Raw genomic sequence first — 21,748 nt, forward strand, 5'->3', positions numbered from 1 at the left:
CACCAGAACACCCGCGTGACTCCGCAACGGGCCTCGCGCCTCGCCGAGTGATCGTCGTACCGCTTAGGCTGGCCGAATGATCGGAGTGACCCGGGACGGCAATGTCCTGACCCTGGAAATGCAGCGACCCGAGCGACGCAACGCGCTCAACGGCGCACTCGTCGACGGCGTGCGTGAAGAGATCGAGAAGGCCTCACCGGCCGACACCCGCGCGATCGTGTTGACCGGGCAGGGCACCGTGTTCAGCGCGGGCGCCGACCTCTCCGATGCCGAGGGCGTGGCCAAGGAACTGCCGGACAAGGCACTGGCCTTGAACCTGGCCATCGATGCCAGCCCGATCCCGATCATCGCGGCGCTCAACGGCCCGGCGATCGGCGCCGGCGTCATCCTCGCCATGATCTGTGACCTGCGGGTCGCGGCCCCGGGCACGTACTTCCAGTTCCCGATCGCCAAATATGGCCTGGCGCTGGACAACTGGAGCATTCGCCGGCTGACGTCGCTGGTCGGGCACGGCCGGGCCCGTGGCATGTTGATCGCCGCCGAACGGCTCGACTTCGACACCGCGCTGCTGACCGGCATGATCAACCGCGCCGGCACCCTGGCCGACGCCCAGGCCTGGGCTGCCGAGATCGCCGGGCACGCCCCGCTGTCGGTCGCGCACTCCAAGCGCGTGCTCAACGACGACGGTGCCTACGACACCGTCCGCGGCGAACACACCCGCATGTTCAACAAGGCCTGGGCCAGCCCCGACGTGATCGAGGCCCAGGTGGCCCGGTTCGAGAAGCGGCCGCCGAGGTTCCAGGGCGCCTGATGCTGCGACGGGCACTGCGGCTGATGTGGGGAACGGCGGCTCTGGTAGCCGGTGGCTGGGTGGTGCGAGCACTCAATGGAGCGCCCGCCGCACTCGGTGCCGGGCCGGTGAACATCAACGCAGTGGCTGCCGAGTCGCCCAACTATCACGACGGGGTGTTCGTCAACCTCGAGCCGCCGTCGGGTACGGAGCTGAGCCGCGAACAGCAGGCCGGCCTGGTTCGTGACCTGCTGACCAGCAGCGAGCTGCAGCGCCCGCCCATGCCCATCCCGCTGGTGGTACCCGATCCCGGGCTCCCTGCCGGGGACCTGGCGGTTACCTGGTTCGGCCACTCCTCGGCGCTGATCGAGATCGACGGCTACCGCGTGCTGGCCGATCCGGTGTGGAGCCGCCGGTGCTCGCCGTCCCGGACGGTCGGTCCGCAGCGGCTCCACGAGGTACCCGCGCCGCTGGAGGCGCTCCCGGCGGTCGACGCGGTGATCATCAGCCACGATCACTACGACCACCTCGACATCGACACCATCACGCAGCTGGCCGGCATGCAGCGCGCCAAGTTCTTCGTGCCGCTCGGTATCGGCGCGCACCTGCGCTGGTGGGGCATCCCGGCCGAGCGCATCGTCGAACTCGACTGGAATCAGAGCGCGAACCTCGGCGAGCTGACTCTGGTGTGCACACCGGCCCGGCACTTCTCCGGACGCTTCCTCACGCGCAACACCACCCTGTGGGCGTCCTGGGCGTTGATAGGCCCGCAGCACCGGGCGTTCTTCGGCGGCGACACCGGCTACACCAAGAGCTTCGGCGACATCGGTGCCGATTACGGCCCGTTCGACCTGACCCTGATGCCCATCGGCGCGTACCACCCGGGCTGGCCGGACATCCACATGAATCCGGAGTTCGCGGTGCGGGCCCATCGCGATGTGACCGACAGCGGCCTGCTGGTGCCGATCCACTGGGCGACGTTCCGGCTGGCGCCGCACCCCTGGTCCGAGCCGGTCGAGCGGATGATCATCGCGGCGCGCGACGAGTCGGTGGATGTCGCGGTGCCGATGCCGGGGCAACGCGTGGAACCGGCGCGGCTGCCGGGGCTGGATGAGTGGTGGCGCCCGTAACCAGCGATTTGTGCACGATACGGCTCGCTGACCGTACCTTTTCGTGCACAAATCCCGACTTTGTGGGGGATGAAGCGTGACTGTCGAGGACCCGGAACGCACCGCGGCGGCCGCAGGCCTGTCGGATGACGAAGTAGCGCAACGCGTTGCGGCCGGCCAGACCAACGACGTCCCGACACGGGCGGCCCGCAGTGTCTCGGAGATCGTCCGCGCCAACGTCTTCACGCGCATCAACGCGATCCTCGGGACGCTGTTCCTGATCGTGCTGGCGACGGGCTCGGTGATCAACGGACTGTTCGGGCTGCTGATCGTCGCCAACAGCGCCATCGGCATCATCCAGGAATTGCGGGCCAAGCAGACCCTGGACCGGTTGGCCATCGTTGGGCAGGCAAAACCATTGGTGCGCAGGCAGTCCGGCACACAGGAACGGTCTCCGGCAGAGGTGGTGCTGGACGACGTCATCGAGCTCGGCGCGGGCGATCAGATCGTGGTCGACGGAATCGTCCTGGCAGGCGCCAACCTCGAGGTCGACGAGTCGCTGCTCACCGGTGAGGCCGACGCCATCGACAAGAACCCCGGCGACACCGTCATGTCGGGCAGCTTCGTGGTGGCCGGCAGCGGTTCCTACCGCGCCACCAAGGTCGGCCGCGAGGCCTACGCGGCCCAATTGGCCGACGAGGCAAGCAAGTTCACCCTGGTCAAGTCCGAGCTGCGCAGCGGCATCAACACCATCTTGCAGTTCATCACCTACCTGCTCTGGCCGGCCGGCGCGTTGATCATCTACACCCAGCTGTTCACCGTCACCGGCGTGGGCTGGAAAGAGTCGGTGTTGCGAACCGTCGGCGCGCTGGTGCCCATGGTGCCCGAAGGCCTGGTGCTGATGACGTCCCTGGCGTTCGCCGTCGGCGTGGTTCGACTGGGCCGGCGCCAATGCCTGGTGCAGGAACTGCCGGCCATCGAGGGTCTGGCCCGGGTCGACGTGGTGTGCGCCGACAAGACCGGGACGCTGACCGAAAACGGGATGCGGGTCAGCGATCTCAGCACATTCACCTCGGACGACGCGGCGGCGGTGCTGGCCCAGATGGCGGCCGACGACGTCCGGCCCAACGCCAGCATGGCCGCCATCGCCGAGGCCTACAAGCTGCCGCCGGGCTGGACCCAGACCGCGAACGCACCGTTCAAATCGGCGACCAAGTGGAGCGGGGTGTCCTACGGCGAGCACGGCAACTGGGTGCTCGGCGCGCCCGACGTCTTGCTCGCCGCTGGTTCACCCGAGGCCGAGCAAGCCGAACAGATTGGCGCACAAGGCCTGCGGGTGCTGCTGCTGGGTTCCTCGGACCGCCCCGTGGACGCTCCCGACGCGCCCGGTGAGGTAACCCCCGCGGCGCTGGTGACCCTGGAGCAGCGCGTCCGCCCCGATGCCGGCGAGACGCTGGAGTACTTTGCGCATCAACATGTCTCGGTCAAGGTGATCTCCGGCGACAACGCGGTGTCGGTGGGCGCGGTAGCCGGGTCGCTCGGCCTGCACGGCGAGACGCTCGATGCCCGGCATCTGCCGGACGACCCGGAGCAGCTGGCCGAAACCGTCAGTGAGTACACCACTTTCGGCCGTGTCCGGCCGGACCAGAAGCGCGCCATGGTGCATGCGCTGCAGTCGCGCGGCCACACCGTCGCAATGACGGGCGACGGCGTCAACGACGTCCTGGCGCTCAAGGACGCCGACATCGGTGTCGCGATGGGCTCGGGCAGTTCGGCGACCCGCGCCGTCGCGCAGATTGTGCTGCTGGACAACAAGTTCGCGACCCTGCCCTATGTGGTGGGGGAGGGGCGCCGGGTCATCGGCAACATCGAGCGGGTCTCGAACCTGTTCCTGACCAAGACGGTCTACTCGGTGTTGCTGGCCGTGCTCGTCGGGCTGGCGGGCTTGTCGGCCAGGTTCTTCGGCACCGAGCCCGTGCTGTATCCGTTCCAGCCCATCCACGTCACCATCGCGGCCTGGTTCACCATCGGCATTCCGGCGTTCGTCCTGTCGCTGGCGCCGAACAATGAACGGGCACACCACGGTTTCGTGCGCCGGGTGATGACGGCCGCGCTGCCGTCGGGCCTGGTGGTCGGTGCCGCGACGTTCACCTCGTACCTGCTGGCCTACCACGGGAAATACGCCGACGAGGTTCAGCAGAACCAGGCGTCCACGGCCGCCCTGATCACGCTGCTGGTGTCCGCGGTGTGGGTGCTGGCGGTGGTGGCCCGGCCGTACGAGTGGTGGCGCGTGGCCCTGGTCGCCGCGTCGGCGTTGGCATACGTGGTGATATTTTCGATTCCCTGGGCGCAGCAACAGTTCATGCTCGATTCGTCGAACCTGGCGCTGACCTCGGCGGCCGTCGGAATCGGCCTGGTCGGCGCCGGTGCGATCGAGGTGCTGTGGTGGCTGCAGGGCCGCTGGCTGGGCGAACCGCGGCGGTTGTGGCGAACCGACGAGGCATGAACAATAAGGACGTTCACCGGACAATCCGGCAATAGATAGGGTGGGAATCATGGGATTTCTGGACAAGGTGAAGGACCTGGCGGCGCAGAACGCCGACAAGGTCGAGGCCGCCATCGAGAAGGTCGGCGACATCGTCGACGAGAAGACCGACGGCAAGTTCAAGAGCGTCGTCGACAGCGCTCAGGAAGCCGCCAAGAAGGCTGTGGCCGGCGAGCAGCCTGCTGAGGCTCCCGCCGCGCCGTCGGCCGAGGGGACGCAAGAACAGCAGTAGTCATGGCAAAGCTCGCAAGTTCTATCGAAGTACCCCTGTCCCCGGAAAAGGCATGGGAGGCAGCGTCGGACCTCTCCCGGTACGACGACTGGCTGTCCATCCACCGCATGTGGCGGAGCACGCTGCCCGAGGCCCTGGGCAAGGGCACGCAGATCTCGTCCGTCGTCGAGGTCAAGGGCATGCTGAACCGGGTCGACTGGACCATCGTGCACTACAACCCGCCGGGGTCGTTGACCCTCAACGGTGTCGGCAAGGGCGGCGTCCGGGTCAAGTTGATGGCCAAGATCACGCCGGCCGAAGCCGGTTCGAACGTGGCGTTCGACGTCCACCTGGGTGGTCCGGCCCTGTTCGGCCCCATCGGCATGGTGGTGGCGGCCGCGCTGCGGTCCGACATCCACCACTCGCTGGAGAAGTTCAAGGCGCTGTTCGCGTCGGTGTAGACCCCGTCCGAGCGCAAGAAGGTGGCGAGAATTCTCGAGATTCTCGCCACCTTCTTCCGTTGGCGGCTCCGCGATGAGTTTTCGCCGGGGTGCTTGTCTGTACCGATGACCACCCCGTCACTCGTCTAGGGAGAACATCATGGCCACTCGTACCGCAACCCCGCTGGGCGCACCCGTCTGGATCGACCTCGCCACCTCTGATGTGGCCGGCGCCCAGGCGTTTTACCGCGCCGTGATGGGTTGGGACTACGAAAACCCGGGAGCCGACTACGGCGGTTACGTCAATGCCCGGCGCGACGGCCGCTACGTCGGCGGCATGATGGCCAGCGATCCGGACTGGAACGCCCCCGACGCCTGGACCGTGTACCTGCACACCGCCGACATCCAGTCCTCCATCGACGCCGCGGTCGCCGCCGGCGCCACCACCTGCATCCCAGCCATGGAGGTACCCGAGAAGGGCTGGATGGCGATGCTCACCGACCCGACGGGCGCCTTCTTCGGACTGTGGCAGCCGGCCGGGCACCAGGGCTTCGAAGCGTACGAGGAAGCCGGCGCCCCGGTGTGGTTCCAGCTCACCACGACGGACTTCGCCAAGGCCGGCGAGTTCTACACCGCGGTCTTCGGCTGGCAGCTCCAGACCGAGTCCGACACCGACGAGTTCCGCTACAGCACAGCCAGCTTCGACGGCACCCCTTTGATCGGCGTGATGGATGGCACGGTGATCCCGGGCCTGGACCGTTCCACGTGGAACTTCTTCCTCGGCAGCGACGACGTCGACAAGACCGTCGAACTGGTGACCGCCAACGGCGGCTCCGTGGTGCGCGCCGCCGAGGACACCCCGTATGGGCGGCTGGCGGCGGTCACCGATCGCACCGGTGCGGCGTTCAACCTGTCCTCGCTGAAGGACTGATCGCGCGTGGGGGAGGTGGTGAGAACGTTCTCGCCACCTTCTTCACGTTGGACGCTGCTCGATCTCAGACCCGCGCAGCGACTCCCGGCACTGGTCACACGCCAGTTCGGCATGGAACTCCTGTGCGCACCGCGAGTGGGTGAGGATCACCGCCGGGCCTTCCGGCGCGGTGAACCACCGCTGCGCCCAGTCGAGCGCGGTGACGATGATCGGCAGCACCGCCCGCCCTTTCTCGGTGAGCCGGTATCGGCCGTCGCCGGCCGCCATCACGTCATTGGCCACCAGGATCTGCAACCGGTCGGCCAGTGATCCCGGTGGGGCGCCGAGTTGTTCGGCGAAATCGGTGAACCGGGTGGTCCCCACGAACGTGGCGACCATCGTCGCGAACGCCCATCGATTACCGAGGATGTTCATGGTCTGCGGGAACAGATCGGCTTGGGCGCTGCGATCGGCGTGCGAGCGCCGTCGGGTGGCCGACACCGGCATGGAACGTGGCCACGACCCGCTCGGGCCCCATTGCGCGACAAGGCTTTTCTCGTCGGCCAGGCTGCCGCAGGCCCGGCAGGTCAGGGCAGGGGAGAACTCCTGGCCGCACAGTCCGTGCCGCATCGCAGGAAGGTCGTGCTCGGGCACCCACCGGCTCTCCCACGCCCAGATCGACACCAGCACCGGCCAGAGTGACCTGCCGCGTCCCGTGAGCCGATACTCATGGCGCGGCGGATTCAACTGGTAATCAACGCGGTTCAGCAGCTCGGCCGCGGTCATCATGCTCAGTCGCCGGCTGAGCACCGAGTTGGAGATCGGCAGCCGGTCGGCGAACTGCGCATAGCGGGTGGCGCCCAGTAGGGCCTGCTGGGCGATCAGCAGGGTCCACTCGTCGCCGAGCAGTCCGAGCATCCGGCCCACGGCATTGACGTCCGGGCCGGGCGCCATCACTCGCGCCAGCGCCGCAGCTGCGCGCCGGCGGCCCAGGTGGAATGCGTGCCACTCGAGACGCGTTCCGGCAGCTGAAGTTTGCACACCGGCCCGTCGGAGACCCGCGCTGCGTCGAATACCAGGCAATAGGATTCGTCGGCGTTCATATCAGTGGTGATGGTGACCAGGTAGCCGTCGTCCTCGCCGACGCTGCCCACACGCGGTGCCATGGCCGTCTCGCTGCCGAACACGCCGTCCTCGAACGTGAATCGTTGTTCGGATCCGGTGTGCAGGTCGTGCCGGACCAGTCCGTCGAACAGGAACCAGCCGGATTTCCCGGTTGCGGCGTAGGTGTATCGATAGTCGCGGCCCGCATTGGCGGAGTTGATCATCCCGAATTCGGTGATGCTGTCGGACAATTGCTCCTCCCGGGTCTGCCCGGTGGCGAGGTTGAACCGCCAGCGGTGCAGCCGCGTCTGCATGCCGTCGAGGGACAGGCCGCGAAAGACGCGCTGCCACTTGGGATCCATGCCGTTCTCGAGGCCCACGCTTGGCGCGGGCTCGCCTTGGAAGAACCCGTCGAGCACGATCTCTTCGCCGTCCTCGTAGGCATTGGTGAAGTGCAGGACGTAGGTGCTGTCGGCTTCGAACCAGCGCACCTGGTCGGCGCTCCCGCGGCGCGGGAGGACGGCGAACCGCGATGGGAGGTCCCGGTGCAGGCGTGGGATGTGCGCGTTGTGCTTCAGCAACTCCGCATCCCAGAACAACGGAAAGTCGTTGAGAATCACGTAGTTTTCGGTGAACGCCATATCGTGGGGCAGCCGCGGCCCCGGTAGCTCGACGTCGACGTAGTGCACCAGCGCGTTGTTCTCGTCGACGACGCCGTAGTGCAGGTACGGCGCCTGCTTGCCGTAGTTGAAGAACAGCAGCTCGCCGGTGTGGTCATCGGACTTCGGATGCGCCGACACCCCGAGATCGGTGGGGAAGCCGCCGCGCCAGTCCTCCTTGCCCAGGTTGTCTCCGGTGTACGGATCGATGCGATACAGGTCGCCGCACTGGTAGAAGCTGGTGAGCGCCATGCCGCGGTGCACCGTCACGTCGGTGCTCGAGGCGTCCTTCATGAAGGTGCGGGCGCCCCAACCGTGTTCGCGTTGGGCCAGTTCGACGGGTTCGGCGATGCCCGGCCACAGCGGGCCACCCGCCTCGATTTCGGCGAGCAGGCCATCGGTGCGCACGAATCGGTTGCGGTAGAAGGCTTTTCCGTCTCGGAAGCCCACGATGTGCAGCATGCCGTCGCCGTCGAACGGATGGTAGAACGTGAACGCCGGGTGCAGCGGGTTCTCGGTGTTGCGTAGGTACACCCCGTCCAGGTCGGCGGGAATTTCGCCTTCGACGGCCAGTAGGTCGTCCGCGTCCCACTCGGTGGTCTGTGGTCGCCAGGCTCCGGTGCGGTACGGGTGGTCGTCATCTTCGGGCAGCGTGGACAGGTACTTGGCGACGACGCCGGTGTTCATGAGACCTCCTGGGCGGACCCGATGACGAAGCTGACGGTGGTGGCGGTGCTCCCACCGAAGTTCAAGGTGCCGAAGGTTTTTGCACCTTCGACCTGGTATGCGCCGGCGGTGCCGCTGACTTGCTTGGCGGCATCGAGCAGCATGCGGACTCCTGACGCACCAACCGGATGTCCGCCGCCGATCAGCCCGCCGCTGGGATTGACCGGCAGTCGCCCGCCGATCTCGATGTCGCCGTTCTCGATGGCTTTCCACGAGTCGCCGGGTCCGGTCAGACCCAGGTGGTCGATCGCCAGATACTCACTGGGCGTGAAGCAGTCGTGCACTTCGACGCCGTCGAGATCGTCAAGGCCGATTCGCGCCCGTTCGAATGCGTCGAGGGCGGCGCGGCGCACGTGGGGCAGGACGTACGGGTCGGCGGCGGAGCGGGTGAGCTTGTGCTGCAACCCCAGTCCGACGGTGCGGTGGCCCCAGCCGTCGATGCGGGCGATGGGCCGGACCGCGGGGTGATTACGCCGGTAGGTGTCGTTCACCAGGACCACGGCGGCGCCGCCGTCGGTCAACTGGCTGCAGTCCAACCGCCGGATGCGGCCCTCGACAGGCGGATTGGACCGTGGGTCAACCGACCAGGAGCGGGTTTGGGCGTTCGGGTTGGCCTTCGCGTTGGCGTAGTTCAGCCCCGAGATCGCGTCGAGATGGATGTCGTCGAGACCGTAACGGCGGTCGTATTCGTCGGCCACGAGGCTGAACATGTACGGCCACATGAATTTTGCGTCCGTGCCCTCGTGGCCGGCCCACGCCGCGGCGCCGAGGTGCTGCGCGGCGGTGTCCCCGGGCACGGTTTTCTCCAGCTCGACGCCGAGGACCAGCGCGCTGTCATAGGCGCCGGAACGCAGATCGGCCATCGCCGCGAGGGTCGCGACGCTGCCGGATGCGCACGCTGCCTCATGCCGGGTCGCGGGGGTGTCCCAGAACCCCTCGTCGACGGTGGCCGGCATGGCGCCCAGGTGACCTTGCGCGGTGAACATCTCGCCGAATGCGTTCGCGACGTGGACGACGCCGATATCGGCGGCCCGCGTCTTGGCCGCGGTCAGGGTTTCGCGGACCACCTCAGCGGTCAGATCGGCGAAATCCAGACCTTCTCGGTGCAGGTTGCGGGCGAAATCGCTCTGGTAGCCGCCGAGGATCCAGACGTCCATTGCCGGCACGTTACTACAACTAAGAGAGTGACTGAATACCTCGATGAGATGGGCTCAAAAAGTTCCCGGAAAAGTGTCGTAGTTCCAGGTGCTCGGCGCTCTTACCGACATGAACATCCATTGGCGGCACCAGCACCGGGCAGCTATCACCTTCGGGCCGACCTACGAGATCGTCGACCAGCTCCACGATCGCCACGCTGTGGGTGTCACCGCAGACCGCGTCGCGGCGACCGTCGCCGGTTGGCTGGCCGAGCTGGACGTGCAGAGCCCGCTCACCGAGGAACTTGCCCGCGCGACGCAGCGGGGCGACTGGCCGACCACCCACACCATCTGCGACCAGCTGTCCATCGACCTGATGATCGCCGCCTGATCGTGGCGTTACGTCGTCCGCTGGCCGGTCAGCAGCGTATCGATCAGCTCGCGATACGGGCCGACCAGATACGCGGTGTCGCCCGCGCACAGCTGGGTGTCGCGACGCGGCCTGCGACGAGTGACCCCATCCCGGGTGATGGCGATGACCCGGATCTGTGTCGGCACCTCGGCCATCCGCATGCCGTCGAGTGCGCTGCCCGCGTCGACGTGGACGCCGCCGACGGTGAACGACTGCTGGCCCACCGAGAACGTGCCCAGCACCTGTAAGCCCATCGCCGCACCGACGAACCACGGGGTCGCCAGCTCGACCGTCGACCGGACATGGCCGAAGCCGAAACGCTGGGCCACCGCAGCCCCGAGCGTGCGGTCATAGATCCGCAGCACCAGCGGGACATGGGGGCGGTCGATCTCGGGCAGCATGCGGGTGCTGAGCATCTCGCGCAGCACGATGCCGGTCTCGATGTTGACCATGTCGTCCTGGGTCAGCACCGCGACGGCGCGGGCCCGGTCCAGCCGCGCCAGCTCCAGCGTCTGCCGCAGGGTGGCGTCGCCGAAGATCACCGGCACGTCCAACTGCGCGGCCTGCGCCAGGTACCGGCTGGACTCATCGAGTTCGATGACGGCGACGTCGTAGCCCGCTGCAGTCAGGTCGCTGACGACGCGGATACCGAACGAGCCGAGCCCCACCACCACGACGTGGTTACGCAGGTGCTGGACCCGCCGGCGGCTGGACGAATTGCCGAGACGACGGGACAGCAGCGCGTCGGCCACGAACGCGACCAGGATGGCCGTCGTGGTGACGCCGGCGAACATGAGCCCAATACCCCACAGCCGCAACCACGTTGGTTGGTGCAGGAAACTGAAGTCACCGTAGCCGACCGTCGCGATGGTCTCGGTCGAGAAGTACAGCGCATCGATCCAGCTCATGCCGGTCGGGTTGCGGTACGCGAAGCGCAGCAGCGCCGTCGACCCGAGCAGCAGCGACGCCGACGTGCCGAGGGCCCACCAGAAAATGGGGTTGATGTCGTCGCGGATGACGCGCAGTGCGTCGATCACCCGGCGTGGCCATGGGCGGTGTGTGCGGCTGGTCAATGGGCGTGGCACCGTGATGCCGGCGTTGGCCAATTCCTCGGCGGTGCCGATCATGGCGGTCCAGTCCCCGGCGCGAACCTTGAAATCCCTTCCAGGACAGGGTGTCACCTCACCGGGGGACTCTGAGTTCTCACCGCCGATGACGGCGACCGGGGCGAGGTCGCCGAACATCTCCCGCAACGTGGCGTCGCGCGGGGCCTCGGTGCCGGAGATGACGAAATCCACCCCGGCCACCGAGATGGTGTGCGTGGTGCGGGCCAGGCAGGCCTCCACGACCGAAGGCGCTGCGAGGTCGGCGACGTCGAGGACCGCGCCGGGACCGTTGTCCTGGGCGACCGCGGCGCGCAGCACGGTGTTGGCCAGCCGGGTCACCACCCGGACGGTGGGGTTGACCTGCCTTGCCAACAGCGCGATTTCGAGGTTGATGGCGTCGTCGTCACCGGCACACACGATGGCTGCGGCACTGGCGACCATGGCCTGCTTGAGGCCGGCGGGTTCATGGATCGCCACCACCGTCGCGCCTGCGGCATGCAGCCCCTCGGTGATGCGGTTGGCCAGCGCGTCGGTACCGCAGACGATGACGTGCCCCTCCATAAGCCCTACCGACCTGCCGGAGTGAGCGCGAAGTCGGCGAAGTCGAAGCCGGGCACCACGACGCAGCTCACCAAGGTGGGCTCGTCATCTGCATCTCCCCGTCGCTCCGCTCGCCTGGGCTGCGGCCGGGCGCGTTGCCAGTGGCCGGGCGGGACCAAGGCCTGCGGCTGCTCGCCCGCCGCGACATCCGCGCCGAGCAGCACAGTGTTGGCGGTGGTCCGGTCGGCCCCGACCTCCAGCAGGAGCGGACTGCCCCGGTGGAACAGCCACAATTCGGCGCTGTGCACGGTGTGCCAGGCGGACTGCTGGCCGGGCATCAGCAGGAACAGGATCGCCGTCCCGGCGCTGCGCGGGCCGAAATACTGCGCGGGCAGCGCGGACTGCGGGATGGTCAGCTCGCTGCGCCACGTCTCGCGGTACCAGCCGCCTTCCGGATGCGGCGACAGTTCCAGCTGCCGCGCCCAATCGGGGAGATCCGTCATGGCACTTGAGGCTACGGCCCGATGGCGGCGTCGGCTGATCGATACGCTCATGTCATGGAACGGTTGCGGCCCGCCTGGATCGTGGCACTGTGCGCGGTGGTGCTGCTGGTCAGTGCCTGGCTGCCCTGGCTGTCGAGCCCCGCGGGGCACGCGAACGCCGTCGGCGGCAAGGTCGGGCACATCACCGTCCCGCCACCGGGTTTCGGGGTCGGCCAACTGATGGTCCTGCTGTCGTCGTGCCTGCTGGTGGCGGCTGCGATGGCCGCGCGCCGGCTCTCTGCGCGCGTTGCTTCTGTTGTGGCCCTTGTGCTTTCGGCGGGGCTGGCCGCGCTGGGCATCTGGTATCACGTGCTGTACGTGCACAGCCCCGTGGTCGCGTCGTACGGGTTGTACGTGGGTTTGGCGGCGGCCGTGCTCGCGATCGTGCTCTCGGTGCTGGCCTCGGTCGTCGCCTGGCGTTCGTGATGGGGTTCGTCGAGCCGGTGGCGCTGACGGGACAGCGCTGGGTCTCGTTGGAGCCGCTGACCGAGGATCACGTACCGGAGATCGCCGAGGCCGCCGCCGATGGGGACCCGGGCCGGTTGTGGTTCACGTCTGCGCCGTCGCCGGCGACCGCGGGGGAGTGGGTACGGACCCGCTTGGCCGTGCAGCGGCCCGATACCGGCCTGACGTTCGTCGTGCGCTCGCTCGACGGCCGGCTCATCGGGTCGTCCAGCTACCTGAACGCGGACGGTCCCAACCGGCGTCTGGAGATCGGTGCCACCTGGTATGCGGAGTCGGTTCGGCGGACCGGCGTGAACACCGAAGCCAAGCTGCTACTGCTCGGGCACGCTTTCGAAGCGCTCGACTGTATAGCAGTGGAGCTCCGAACCCACTTCTTCAACACGGCGAGTCGCGCGGCAATTGAGCGGCTCGGAGCCAAGCTCGACGGGGTGCTGCGCTCACATCAGTTGCTCAGTGACGGCTCCCGGCGCGACACCGTCGTGTATTCGATCCTCGATGTCGAATGGCCGGCAGTGCGGAACAACCTGCTATTCCGGTTGGACCGGTAGCGCACTCCAACCCAGTGATCAGCATCTCTTGAGCAAAACTTGACAGTTTGCCAAGCCATGTTTTTGAATTTGTGTCTAATCGTGACCGAATTGTGATTTGATCAAAGCATCGGTTCGTTCGCTTGATCGGGGGGACGGATGTACGCCATGAGCTTCAAGTCGTATGTGGGTGGCACGCTGGCGGCTGCTTTGATCGCCGCCGCAGGGGTACTGACGGCGCCACCTGGCAACGCCGATTCCCCGGTGTTCATCGACCCGACCGGCTACGGACAGCAGTCCGGCCAACCCGTTGGCCAACAGTCTTCCGGTCCCGCCCGAACCATGGGTGCGGTTCAGGCTTCGAACTCCGGCGGGCCCGGTCAATGCACCTGGGGTGCACTGCAAAAGGCCTTCGAGAACGTGGGTTATTACCCGGACATCCACGGCAACGCCAAGCTATGGGCCGACTCTGCCCGGTCTCGTGGCTGGACAGTCGTGGACGAACCGCAGGTCCGGTCCATCGCGGTGTATCCGTCCGAGTTGCCTGGCGTCAGCGAGTACGGCCATGTGGCGTGGGTGAATTCGGTGTCCGGCCGCTCGATCAACATCACGGAGATGAACAACGAGTCGCACGGTGGCCCGTTCGCCTGGTGGACCCGCGACACCCAGCACGTCCCGGGGATGAGCTACATCCTGCTGCCCTAGGCTCCAGCACCAACCGCCGGCGGCTGGTCGGTGCGTTCCAGCCTTGGAACCCAGCGCTTCGGAGTAGAAACAAGGCATGGGCAAACAGGTATTGCTCGCGGCCTACGCGGTGACGATGATCGCGATCATCGTGGGCGTCGACGTTCTGCTGTTTCGTCACCATTTTTGGCCCCGCTTGACGGCGAACATCGGGATCGTGCTGATATTCGGAGCGTGCTACCTGCGGTTCATGAAGTCGGCCAACTGATAGTGCTGCTGCGCCAGTGACTCACCACATGTGGATCGTGGTTGCCATCATGGCCGGTGCGGTCGGCCTGTTTGTGTGGGGGCGTCCGCGCGCAGACCTCGTCGGCCTACTGGTGGTGGTCGCGTTGATGATCAGCGGAGTGCTGACACCGACCGAGGCGCTGGCCGGCTTCGGCTCGCCGGTGGTGATTCTGCTGGCGGGAATCTTCATCGTCAGTGCGGGTTTGGTCAACACCGGGGTCACTCAGCGCCTCGGCGAGTTCATCGTCAAGGTCGGTGGCCGCAGCGAATCCCGGCTCGTCGCCTTGGTCATGGTGTTGGCCGCCGGCATTGGCTCGGTCATGAATTCGTCGGCGATCGTCTCGATGCTCATTCCCGTGGTTGTCACGATCACGGCGAAGACGGGGTTGAATCGCAAACGGATGCTGATGCCGTTGTGCGTCGCGGTCATGATCAGCGGCATGATGACGTCAATTGCGTCGTCACCCAACGTCATTATCGAGGGGCTACTCACTCAGCGGGGCATCACTCCAACGCTCGGGTTCTTCGGATTCACGCCGTTCGGTGTGGCCGCGCTCGCCGTGAGCGTCGTATTCATGTTGGTGATCGGTCTCAACCTGTTGAGCCGCAACCGAACCGGATCCGCCGACGCCGAGGGCGCGTCCACCTTCGACGTGCTCGAGTCCTACGGCCTGAAGACGCGGTGGCACTTGCTGCACGTGTCAGCGGACTCGCCGTTGGTCGGACAATCGGTTGCCGCGCAACGAAAATTACTGCGCGACCGCTATGGACTCGATCTCCTCGGCTTCGAAAAGCGCGACCGCGGCACTCCCCGATATCTATCGCCGCAGCCCGAAACGATCTTTGAGGCAGGCGATCTGGTCTTCACGCTCATCGACGCGGAGCAGACTGCCGCGGTGGCAGCAGACCTTCGTTGCCAGGTGACCGGTCCGCGCGCCGAGGACGAGCGCCGTGAGGTGCTGCAGATCGCCGGCGTCGCCGAGGTGATGCTTGCGCCGGAATCGAAGTCCATCGGCAGCACCCTCGCCGACCTGGACCTGGCCACCGCGCACAGGGTGACAGTCTTGGCCATCCGGCACCGCGGCCGATCGATCACCGAGGACTTGCCTGGTCGCACGCTCGACTTCGGTGACGCACTGCTGGTCGGCGGCAGTTGGGATGACATCGAGCAGCTCAGTGATACGCGCCGGAATTTCATCCTGCTGAACATGCCCACCGAGTATCAGGAGCGACTGGTGGCGCCGGGCCGGGCGCGGGCTGCGGTGGCAATCCTGGTTGCCATGGTTGCGTGTATGGCGCTCGGCTGGCTTCCCGGCGCCGCCGCGGCGCTGCTCGCGGCGCTGGCCATGGTCGCCGCGGGCTGTGTCCGCGTCGACAGCATTTACCGGTTGATCAGCTGGAACACCTTGGTCCTGATCGCGGGCATGTTGCCGCTGGCCACCGCGTTGGCCAAGACCGGGACGACGACGCTCATCGCCAACCATCTGGTGCAGACACTTGGCGACCTCGGGCCGTCCGCGATGCTCGCGGTGGTGTTCCTGGTGACGGCGGTGGTCGCGCTGTTCGTCTCGAATTCTGCGACGGCGGTGCTCATCGCGCCGGTGGCCATCGAAGCGGCGCAAGCGTTGCACGTCTCGCCGCAGGGGTTTGCGATGACGGTCGCCATCGCGTGTTCCGCCGCGTTCGTCACCCCGGTGTCGTCGCCGACAAACATGCTGGTGATGGAGCCCGGCGGCTACAAGTTCGCCGACTACGCCAAGGTCGGCGTACCGCTTCTTGCGCTGACCATGGTGATCACGGTGGTCCTGGCCAGGCTGATCTACCTGCCGGGTTAGCGCCCACGCCGAGCGTGGGGGTTGACGAGACGACACGCCGAGACGGGTCTAGGAAGCCCACACGCTCGGCGAAGCGACGCGGAAAAAGTGCCCCCGGCAGGATTCGAACCTGCGACACCGGCTTTAGGAGAGCCGTGCTCTATCCCCTGAGCTACGGGGGCGGGGGACCTATCGGAATAGGTGTCTAAAACCCTAAGGGACGACTCATGCTAGACGGCGAACTGGCGGTGACGGTATTTGGGCTCGCGTCGACGCGGTGATTGTGATGCTGGCGTGGTCGGTGTGAGGGGTGAGTTGTATGTGACTGGCCTGCGGGTAGATCTATCCCCTGTGGGGTGTTCAGGCGGTTTTACGCTGCTGCTGTTTTTGATGCAGGTATGCGGCGATTGCGTTGCGGCCCAAGGCAAATCCGATCATCACACCGTGTTGTCGGGTGGCGGAGTGTGCGGGCATGCGGCCGCCGTAGAGGGTGCGGTCGAGGGTGTTGTTGAGTGATTCGGAGTCTTCGCGCCATCCGTAGCAGCGGTCGTAGAGGCTGGTGCCTTCTTCGGTTTTGGTGAATTGGCGCAGGTGCTCGGCGCGCTTGTAGCCCTTTTTGTCATCGTCTTCGGTGTTATCGATGCGTACTTTGGTCACGGTTCCGCAGAGGGGCGCGAATTCGATGTACCAGCGGTAGGTGCCTCTGGGAGTGTGGCGGTCGAAGACGCGGGTCACGGGCAACGGATGGAGATGGGTTTCACCGGTGTCCAGGATGGTCCGCTCGTGCAGTCTGCCCTTGTCGGTCCAGAGTTCGTGGTCGTCTCCGCAGCCGCATTTGATGGTGCCGAATGCGGTGGGCACAGCGGTGCCGGCGTGTGTGGGGACCAGGGCGATCATGCCGCGTTTCATCACGTGGTCGATGTGGGTGCCGCGGAAGGCGCCGTCGTAGCAGATGCCGTCGATGCGTAGGTCAGGGCGGGCGTTGAGACGGTCGAGCATTTTCAGGGCGATGCCTGCTTCACCTTTGTAGCCTTTGCCTGGCGGAACGGGCATGGTGTCGAGGACGACGCGCAGATTGCGGGTGTTGTCCGGGCGTGTGCTCATGATGGCGAACTTGGTGCCGTAGCTCCATGCTTTGGAGTCCTCGCCGCGTTCGACTTCAAAGCCGGCGTGGACGGTGGCCCTGCCCTTGGCTTTCTTCTTCTCGGTCGTGGATGGACGTTCGGGTGCCGCCAGGACGGTGCCGTCGGCGGTGACGAACTGCCCGCGGCTCGGCTTGGTGCGAGAGACGCGCTTATCTGGCCTAAGACAGCCGAGTTGGTGGGCCAGTGTGGCGGCGGCGTCGATCATTCCCTGGTGTAGCGCGTCGACGTGGGCATCGAGACGCTCCTGCGCGTACACGTGGTGGTGCCGTCGTGGTGGTTTGGCGCGGGCGGTCTTGCCGAATTTGGCGGCCTGGTCGCGGAACATCTGCCAGTACTCGGAATTGCCCATGACCCGGCTGGCCATGTTGGCGCTACCGAACACTCCCTGCAGCGCTCGGTGTATCACCGAGACCCAGGGTGGATAGTGCGCCGGCCGCCCGGGGCTGTTGGCAGGGCGATCGGGGATCAGATCGGCGATCTTGTACAACGCCGGGTAGGACGCGATGGCATGGACCCGTTCGATTTCCAGCAGTGTGTGGTCGAACGGGGTGGGGATCGCGTCGCGCTCGTGCTGATTGATGCGGTGGGCACCGTAGGCGTTGGCGCGGGTGCGGCGCGACGAACGGTGCTGGGCAGTCATGGGACGATCAGTCGTCCTGGCGCCACTGGTAGCCGATGAGGGTCGCGGTGCCATCGAGGGAGCCGGATCCGATGAGTTGGGCTGCAGCTTCGACACGTCCGGTGTCCTCGAACACGCAGCGCGCGGCGTAGGCGGTCAGCGAAGACGGCTTGATGCCGGCGTTGCCGGTCAGTCCGGCGCGGGTCAGCACATCGCGGACGGTGACGCACACCCTGGCTTGGCGCTGGGCGTCGGACCCATCGGACCCGGTGCATACGATCGTGTCGGGGCCGAGACCACGGTCGGTCAGATAAGTGATGCGTTCGTCGATCACCCGGCGGGCCCAGGTGTCCAGGGGCAGGCGGCGGGCGCGGTGCTTGCTGGAGCCATGTGCCCGGACGGTGTGGGCGGTGGTGTCGATGTCGGCGATGGCGATGAAGCCGAGCTCGCTGGTGTGCGCCCCGGCCAGCAGCATCGCGGTGGTGGCGGCGTGCCGGGTGGGCGTGGCGTGCTCGGAGAACAGCCGCACCAGCGCCGCCTCGTCGTCGCGCAAAGGCCGCAAGGTGGTCGCTTCGCGGTCGGGCACGGCGATGTCGGTGGTGGGGTCATCGAGCGTCAGGCCGAGCTGGCGGGCGGTGCGGAAGAATGCGCGCAGGGCCGCGCGGCGGTTGTGCATGGTCGCCACCGCTGCTGTGCCGACCGTGCCGTGGCGGGTGCGGCCTTTGGCGGCAACGAATTTGGTGACCAGGTCCTCGTCGGCGCCGGCGAGGGTGGTGATGTCGTAGGCCGCGGCGAACCGGGTGAATCGGCGTGCGAGTAAGGCGAATTTGTCCAGCGTCTGCTCGGACATGGTGCCGTCAACGGTCCAGGCGGCGACGACCGTGTCCACGGCGGTGACCAGGCTGCCCTCAGCCATGGCCGGGCCCCACGGCAGCGGCAAGGTTAATTGCGCACTCATGACAGGTGTCCAAAAGGTGAATGGGTAAAGTCACCGCGGCACCCTCGCACGTGGTGCATATATGCACCAAGCCCACGCTGGCCAGGGTGATCGACGGCACACAGCCCGACCAGGGGCGCGAGCGCTATCGTCGGCTCATGTCGCGCAGCCATGGCGATCAACCGCCTATTACCTATCTGGCTGCAGGCGCGTGGCCTGACGGGAAACTGACCGCCGACGCGCCGCCGTCGGCGGCCGCGGCTCAACACCTGGCTAGGACTCTGCGCGTGGTGATGGCTGAAACGCGGACTGGTCAGCGAGCCCTGGCGTCGGCCACCGGCGTGGCCCACACCACGATCGGGCGGATTCTGGCCGGCGCGGTGCTGTGTGACATTGGAACCCTGGCCAAGCTCGAGCATGCCCTGGGGCGACCGCTGTGGCGACCGCCGGCGGATAACGAGGACGACGTCCGATTTGGTGACACATGACACGTATGTCACGATACAAATCGTGAAAGCGTTTGCGGGTGAAGCTGCGCGGCGTGTTGCGCTTGACTCGTGTTACATGTGGCAGAACAATAAGGAGCCAGCAGGCGCGCAACTCCGTCGCAGATATAAGGCAGGTGCGGTGATGGCCAAGACCAGCAAATCGTTGATGGACCTGATCGAAATCGCGGTCAAGCGCAATGGTGGAGCGTCCGGCAGGCGCTTGGCGGAGGTTGCGCAGCAGGCTGGCCACGATATTTCCCACGCCACCCTCAACCGCTTGCGCCAGGGCACGTACGCGTCCCGGCCCACCGACGCCTCCATCCGGGCTATTGCCTATCTCGCCCAAGTGCCTGAGGCAACAGCTTTCGCGGCGGTGGGCGTACGCCCACCGGCAGCCGACCGCTATGAACTGCCCGCCGAAGCGCAGCGCATGGACACCCGCCAGCGCCGTGCCCTCGACGAGTTGCTACGCGCGTTCGTTGCCTCACAGGCTCCCGCTGCCGCACCTGGCTTCGGCGCATTGCTGGCGGCGCGGGACCAATTGGAGGCGGCGCTGGCCGACAGCGGTTTGGCCGACCAGCCGTTAGCGTTAGCGGCCCGTGCAGTGATTGCCGCGATCGACGAAACCACTGTGGCGCAGTTCAATACAGTTGGCGACGGCGTGATCGATAGCGATGTGCCGCCAGCCGACGGTGCGGCATCGATGGTGTGCACCGTCGGCTGAATCCGGGGAGGGCTCCGTGGGGCGCGGGGCCGACACACAACGGGGGTGGGCGGTGTTACCAGAGTTGGGGCCAGACGGAATGTTGCCGCCGGGGCGTTACCGGGCGACCACAGACGAGTTGCACGCCCGGTTCGTGGCCGGCCGCGGCGAGCGCCGCGCCGAATTGTGGCGAGACTGGACGTCGGCGACCAAAGTATTGGAGCGCCTGGTTCCGGTGAACGCCGTCTGGCTGCACGGCCCGTTCGTCTCTGATGCACCCGAGCCGGAATGGGTGCAGTGCGTCTACTGGGCTGAAGACATCGAAGTGAACAGCGCCGGTGTGCACCCGCCGGTGGCAAAAGCGCTGAGCGCTTTCGCCGCACCGGGCAAAGTGCACGAAGCCTTGGGGGTGAGGGTCGATACCCGGCTGTTGCACTGGCACTGCCAACCCGACATGCGCTACCGAGACGAGTACTACTCCACCTACACGATGTTTCGTGGCGAGATGGATGATCAGGTGCAGCGCCTGGCCTCCGGTGCGCGTGGCGCGGAACCGGTCCGTGAAGACGCGTTCCCGCGGCGCGGCTATGTGGAGGTGATCATTCGTGACTTCACCTGAAGAGGAGCTCGACCGGCTACAGGAAGCATTGTTGGCCGCGACAGCGGATCCTGAATTCGCTGCGACGTTGCCGGAGTGGACCACCGCTGAGGACCTGTCTCGGATCGGGATCGAGTCCATGCGCGACCGTGAGCCAATCGGTCGAACCCTGGGATCCGAAGGCAGTATCCGTATCTCCGGCGACGGTGTGACCGGTTCGGCAGCCCGGGTGACTGAGGTCGCCCGCGTTATGACCGGACTTCAACGCTTGGCAACCGCGGTCGGTGCAGCACAGACAGGTGATAAAGCGTTGGGCCGCAAGCCCAATGCCGACATTAAGCGACGCACCGAGCTGCTGTTGACCACCGCACCCGCGCCCGGTTCGATCATCCTGACCTTCATGCCGGCGGTTGCTCCGGCCGACGAGGCGGGACCAGCGGGGATGCTCGACGAATTCGAAACCGACGACCAGATGCTCGACACCGCCGTCGGCGCGGCCATCGATGTCTTCACCGCCGGCAACGACATCGGACCCGAACCGGAGCAGTCCGCGTTTGTCCACCAGCTCGGCGATATGGGCCCGCGTACGGCCTCGGCTGTGCGCGATCTGGCAAAAACGTTGGACCGCGCCGACTTTGACGTCGACATCGACTGGAGGCAGCCGTCACGGGCAACGCGACGGGTCAGCGTCACCGCCCGCGCCGCCCGACACATGGCTTATGTCGTCGAACATGCCAACCTTGACGAACAGCCGGTGGTCGTCACCGGTGAATATCTCACTGTATCCGCGGTGAGTGCCTGGGTGATCCAACAAGACGACGGGGACCCCGTTACGGTCAAACTCGGCCGCATCGATCCGAGCCAAACCCGAGGACTGGCCGTAGGTGAACGAATTCGCGTGCGGGCCATCATGAAAACTGAAACAACACCCGGCGGCAACACAAAAACCACCTACACAGCACAGTCCTTCGACAGGCTCGACCCACCGGGATAGCGCACCGGCGCGCCTTCCGAACGCACTACGTGGCATTCCCCCCGAGATCGTGGAGGCACCGTGCCGTTGGGAGGAGCTGCTGGATCACGTCATCACCAACCACGATCAGTTACTCATTAGGTCGGGAACCGGCGACGCAGTGCTGGTATCCGCCGAAGACTACGACGCATGGACAGAACGGGCGACACCTGCGCAGCCGTCCGACGACACGGGCGACGCTGCGAAATCACGTGCAGCAGAAAATCAATAGCATGAC

24 protein-coding genes and 1 tRNA gene are annotated in these 21,748 nt (G+C 66.4%); 17 read left to right on the top strand and 8 right to left on the bottom strand.

The window, feature by feature from the left end; all coding sequences use genetic code 11:
- Positions 1–76: 76 nt before the first annotated feature.
- The 6 genes from ACX12F_RS03350 to ACX12F_RS03375 all read left to right on the top strand — a co-directional run bounded on the left by ACX12F_RS03350 (position 77) and on the right by ACX12F_RS03375 (position 6,026).
- Positions 77–811 (top strand): enoyl-CoA hydratase, encoded by a 735-nt coding sequence (locus ACX12F_RS03350; protein WP_459368282.1) that lies wholly within the window; start codon positions 77–79, stop codon positions 809–811.
- A complete protein-coding gene (locus ACX12F_RS03355) occupies positions 811–1,920 on the top strand; it encodes an MBL fold metallo-hydrolase (RefSeq protein ID WP_459368283.1) in 1,110 nt (369 codons plus the stop codon). Before ACX12F_RS03350 ends, ACX12F_RS03355 begins: the two co-directional genes overlap by 1 nt.
- 76 nt (positions 1,921–1,996) lie before the next feature.
- Positions 1,997–4,405 carry an HAD-IC family P-type ATPase gene (locus ACX12F_RS03360; RefSeq protein ID WP_459368284.1) on the top strand — a complete coding sequence of 803 codons (2,409 nt, stop codon included), beginning with the start codon at positions 1,997–1,999 and terminating at the stop codon, positions 4,403–4,405.
- Between the two features lie 49 nt (positions 4,406–4,454).
- Positions 4,455–4,676, top strand: a complete 222-nt coding sequence (locus tag ACX12F_RS03365) for an antitoxin (RefSeq protein WP_459368285.1) — start codon at positions 4,455–4,457, stop codon at positions 4,674–4,676.
- A gap of 2 nt (positions 4,677–4,678) precedes the next feature.
- Complete coding sequence (locus ACX12F_RS03370; RefSeq protein ID WP_459368286.1) at positions 4,679–5,116, top strand: type II toxin-antitoxin system Rv0910 family toxin; 438 nt, start codon at positions 4,679–4,681, stop codon at positions 5,114–5,116.
- Positions 5,117–5,255: 139 nt separating this feature from the next.
- Positions 5,256–6,026 (top strand): VOC family protein, encoded by a 771-nt coding sequence (locus tag ACX12F_RS03375; protein ID WP_459368287.1) that lies wholly within the window; start codon positions 5,256–5,258, stop codon positions 6,024–6,026.
- Positions 6,027–6,068: 42 nt separating this feature from the next.
- Here ACX12F_RS03375 and ACX12F_RS03380 read toward each other — a convergent pair whose 3' ends face one another.
- From ACX12F_RS03380 to ACX12F_RS03390, 3 genes are read right to left on the bottom strand one after another with little or no spacing between them, the layout of a single operon-like run.
- Positions 6,069–6,959 (bottom strand): winged helix-turn-helix transcriptional regulator, encoded by an 891-nt coding sequence (locus ACX12F_RS03380; RefSeq protein ID WP_459368288.1) that lies wholly within the window; start codon positions 6,957–6,959, stop codon positions 6,069–6,071.
- The gene (locus tag ACX12F_RS03385) at positions 6,959–8,455 is read right to left on the bottom strand and encodes a carotenoid oxygenase family protein (RefSeq protein ID WP_459368289.1); all 1,497 of its coding nucleotides are present in this window, start codon (positions 8,453–8,455) and stop codon (positions 6,959–6,961) included. Before ACX12F_RS03385 ends, ACX12F_RS03380 begins: the two co-directional genes overlap by 1 nt.
- A complete protein-coding gene (locus ACX12F_RS03390; RefSeq protein ID WP_459368290.1) occupies positions 8,452–9,651 on the bottom strand; it encodes an acetyl-CoA acetyltransferase in 1,200 nt (399 codons plus the stop codon). The genes ACX12F_RS03385 and ACX12F_RS03390 overlap by 4 nt, the downstream gene beginning before the upstream one ends.
- Positions 9,652–9,760: 109 nt before the next feature.
- Here ACX12F_RS03390 and ACX12F_RS03395 point away from each other — a divergent pair, with 109 nt between their 5' ends.
- Positions 9,761–10,021: an Rv2628 protein family gene (locus ACX12F_RS03395; RefSeq protein WP_459368291.1), complete on the top strand. Its 261-nt coding sequence runs from the start codon at positions 9,761–9,763 to the stop codon at positions 10,019–10,021.
- Positions 10,022–10,029: 8 nt separating this feature from the next.
- Here the strand turns inward: ACX12F_RS03395 and ACX12F_RS03400 are convergent, their stop codons facing one another.
- Complete coding sequence (locus tag ACX12F_RS03400) at positions 10,030–11,709, bottom strand: NAD-binding protein (protein ID WP_459368292.1); 1,680 nt, start codon at positions 11,707–11,709, stop codon at positions 10,030–10,032.
- A gap of 5 nt (positions 11,710–11,714) precedes the next feature.
- Complete coding sequence (locus ACX12F_RS03405) at positions 11,715–12,191, bottom strand: cupin domain-containing protein (RefSeq protein ID WP_459368293.1); 477 nt, start codon at positions 12,189–12,191, stop codon at positions 11,715–11,717.
- Between the two features lie 54 nt (positions 12,192–12,245).
- Between ACX12F_RS03405 and ACX12F_RS03410 the strand changes: the two genes are divergently transcribed.
- The 5 genes from ACX12F_RS03410 (at position 12,246) to ACX12F_RS03430 (ending at position 16,029) form a co-directional block, all read left to right on the top strand.
- Positions 12,246–12,656, top strand: coding sequence for a hypothetical protein (locus ACX12F_RS03410; protein ID WP_459368294.1), 411 nt, complete (start codon positions 12,246–12,248; stop codon positions 12,654–12,656).
- The gene (locus ACX12F_RS03415) at positions 12,653–13,243 is read left to right on the top strand and encodes a GNAT family N-acetyltransferase (RefSeq protein ID WP_459368295.1); all 591 of its coding nucleotides are present in this window, start codon (positions 12,653–12,655) and stop codon (positions 13,241–13,243) included. The genes ACX12F_RS03410 and ACX12F_RS03415 overlap by 4 nt, the downstream gene beginning before the upstream one ends.
- Positions 13,244–13,390: 147 nt before the next feature.
- Positions 13,391–13,927: a CHAP domain-containing protein gene (locus ACX12F_RS03420; RefSeq protein ID WP_459368296.1), complete on the top strand. Its 537-nt coding sequence runs from the start codon at positions 13,391–13,393 to the stop codon at positions 13,925–13,927.
- Positions 13,928–14,003: 76 nt separating this feature from the next.
- The gene (locus tag ACX12F_RS03425; RefSeq protein WP_459368297.1) at positions 14,004–14,174 is read left to right on the top strand and encodes a hypothetical protein; all 171 of its coding nucleotides are present in this window, start codon (positions 14,004–14,006) and stop codon (positions 14,172–14,174) included.
- A gap of 28 nt (positions 14,175–14,202) precedes the next feature.
- Positions 14,203–16,029: an SLC13 family permease gene (locus ACX12F_RS03430; protein WP_459368298.1), complete on the top strand. Its 1,827-nt coding sequence runs from the start codon at positions 14,203–14,205 to the stop codon at positions 16,027–16,029.
- An 88-nt stretch (positions 16,030–16,117) separates the two neighbouring features.
- Here the strand turns inward: ACX12F_RS03430 and ACX12F_RS03435 are convergent.
- The 3 genes from ACX12F_RS03435 to ACX12F_RS03445 form a co-directional block, all read right to left on the bottom strand.
- Positions 16,118–16,190 (bottom strand) — tRNA-Arg (locus tag ACX12F_RS03435).
- Between the two features lie 178 nt (positions 16,191–16,368).
- Positions 16,369–17,793 carry a hypothetical protein gene (locus ACX12F_RS03440; RefSeq protein WP_205895732.1) on the bottom strand — a complete coding sequence of 475 codons (1,425 nt, stop codon included), beginning with the start codon at positions 17,791–17,793 and terminating at the stop codon, positions 16,369–16,371.
- Between the two features lie 7 nt (positions 17,794–17,800).
- Complete coding sequence (locus ACX12F_RS03445; protein ID WP_205895731.1) at positions 17,801–18,730, bottom strand: tyrosine-type recombinase/integrase; 930 nt, start codon at positions 18,728–18,730, stop codon at positions 17,801–17,803.
- A 20-nt stretch (positions 18,731–18,750) separates the two neighbouring features.
- On the opposite strand from ACX12F_RS03445, the gene ACX12F_RS03450 reads away from it, so the two are divergent.
- The 5 genes from ACX12F_RS03450 to ACX12F_RS03470 all read left to right on the top strand — a co-directional run bounded on the left by ACX12F_RS03450 (position 18,751) and on the right by ACX12F_RS03470 (position 21,742).
- Positions 18,751–19,197, top strand: a complete 447-nt coding sequence (locus tag ACX12F_RS03450; RefSeq protein WP_205895730.1) for a helix-turn-helix domain-containing protein — start codon at positions 18,751–18,753, stop codon at positions 19,195–19,197.
- A gap of 142 nt (positions 19,198–19,339) precedes the next feature.
- On the top strand, positions 19,340–19,921 hold the full coding sequence (locus tag ACX12F_RS03455) for a hypothetical protein (protein WP_165682396.1): 582 nt from the start codon (positions 19,340–19,342) through the stop codon (positions 19,919–19,921).
- Between the two features lie 79 nt (positions 19,922–20,000).
- Positions 20,001–20,519, top strand: a complete 519-nt coding sequence (locus ACX12F_RS03460) for a DUF6932 family protein (RefSeq protein ID WP_205895729.1) — start codon at positions 20,001–20,003, stop codon at positions 20,517–20,519.
- A complete protein-coding gene (locus ACX12F_RS03465) occupies positions 20,506–21,492 on the top strand; it encodes a hypothetical protein (protein WP_165682395.1) in 987 nt (328 codons plus the stop codon). The genes ACX12F_RS03460 and ACX12F_RS03465 overlap by 14 nt, the downstream gene beginning before the upstream one ends.
- 49 nt (positions 21,493–21,541) lie before the next feature.
- Positions 21,542–21,742, top strand: coding sequence for a type II toxin-antitoxin system prevent-host-death family antitoxin (locus ACX12F_RS03470; protein ID WP_165682394.1), 201 nt, complete (start codon positions 21,542–21,544; stop codon positions 21,740–21,742).
- Positions 21,743–21,748: the final 6 nt, after the last annotated feature.

This window comes from Mycolicibacterium sp. HS_4_1 (assembly GCF_054515875.1).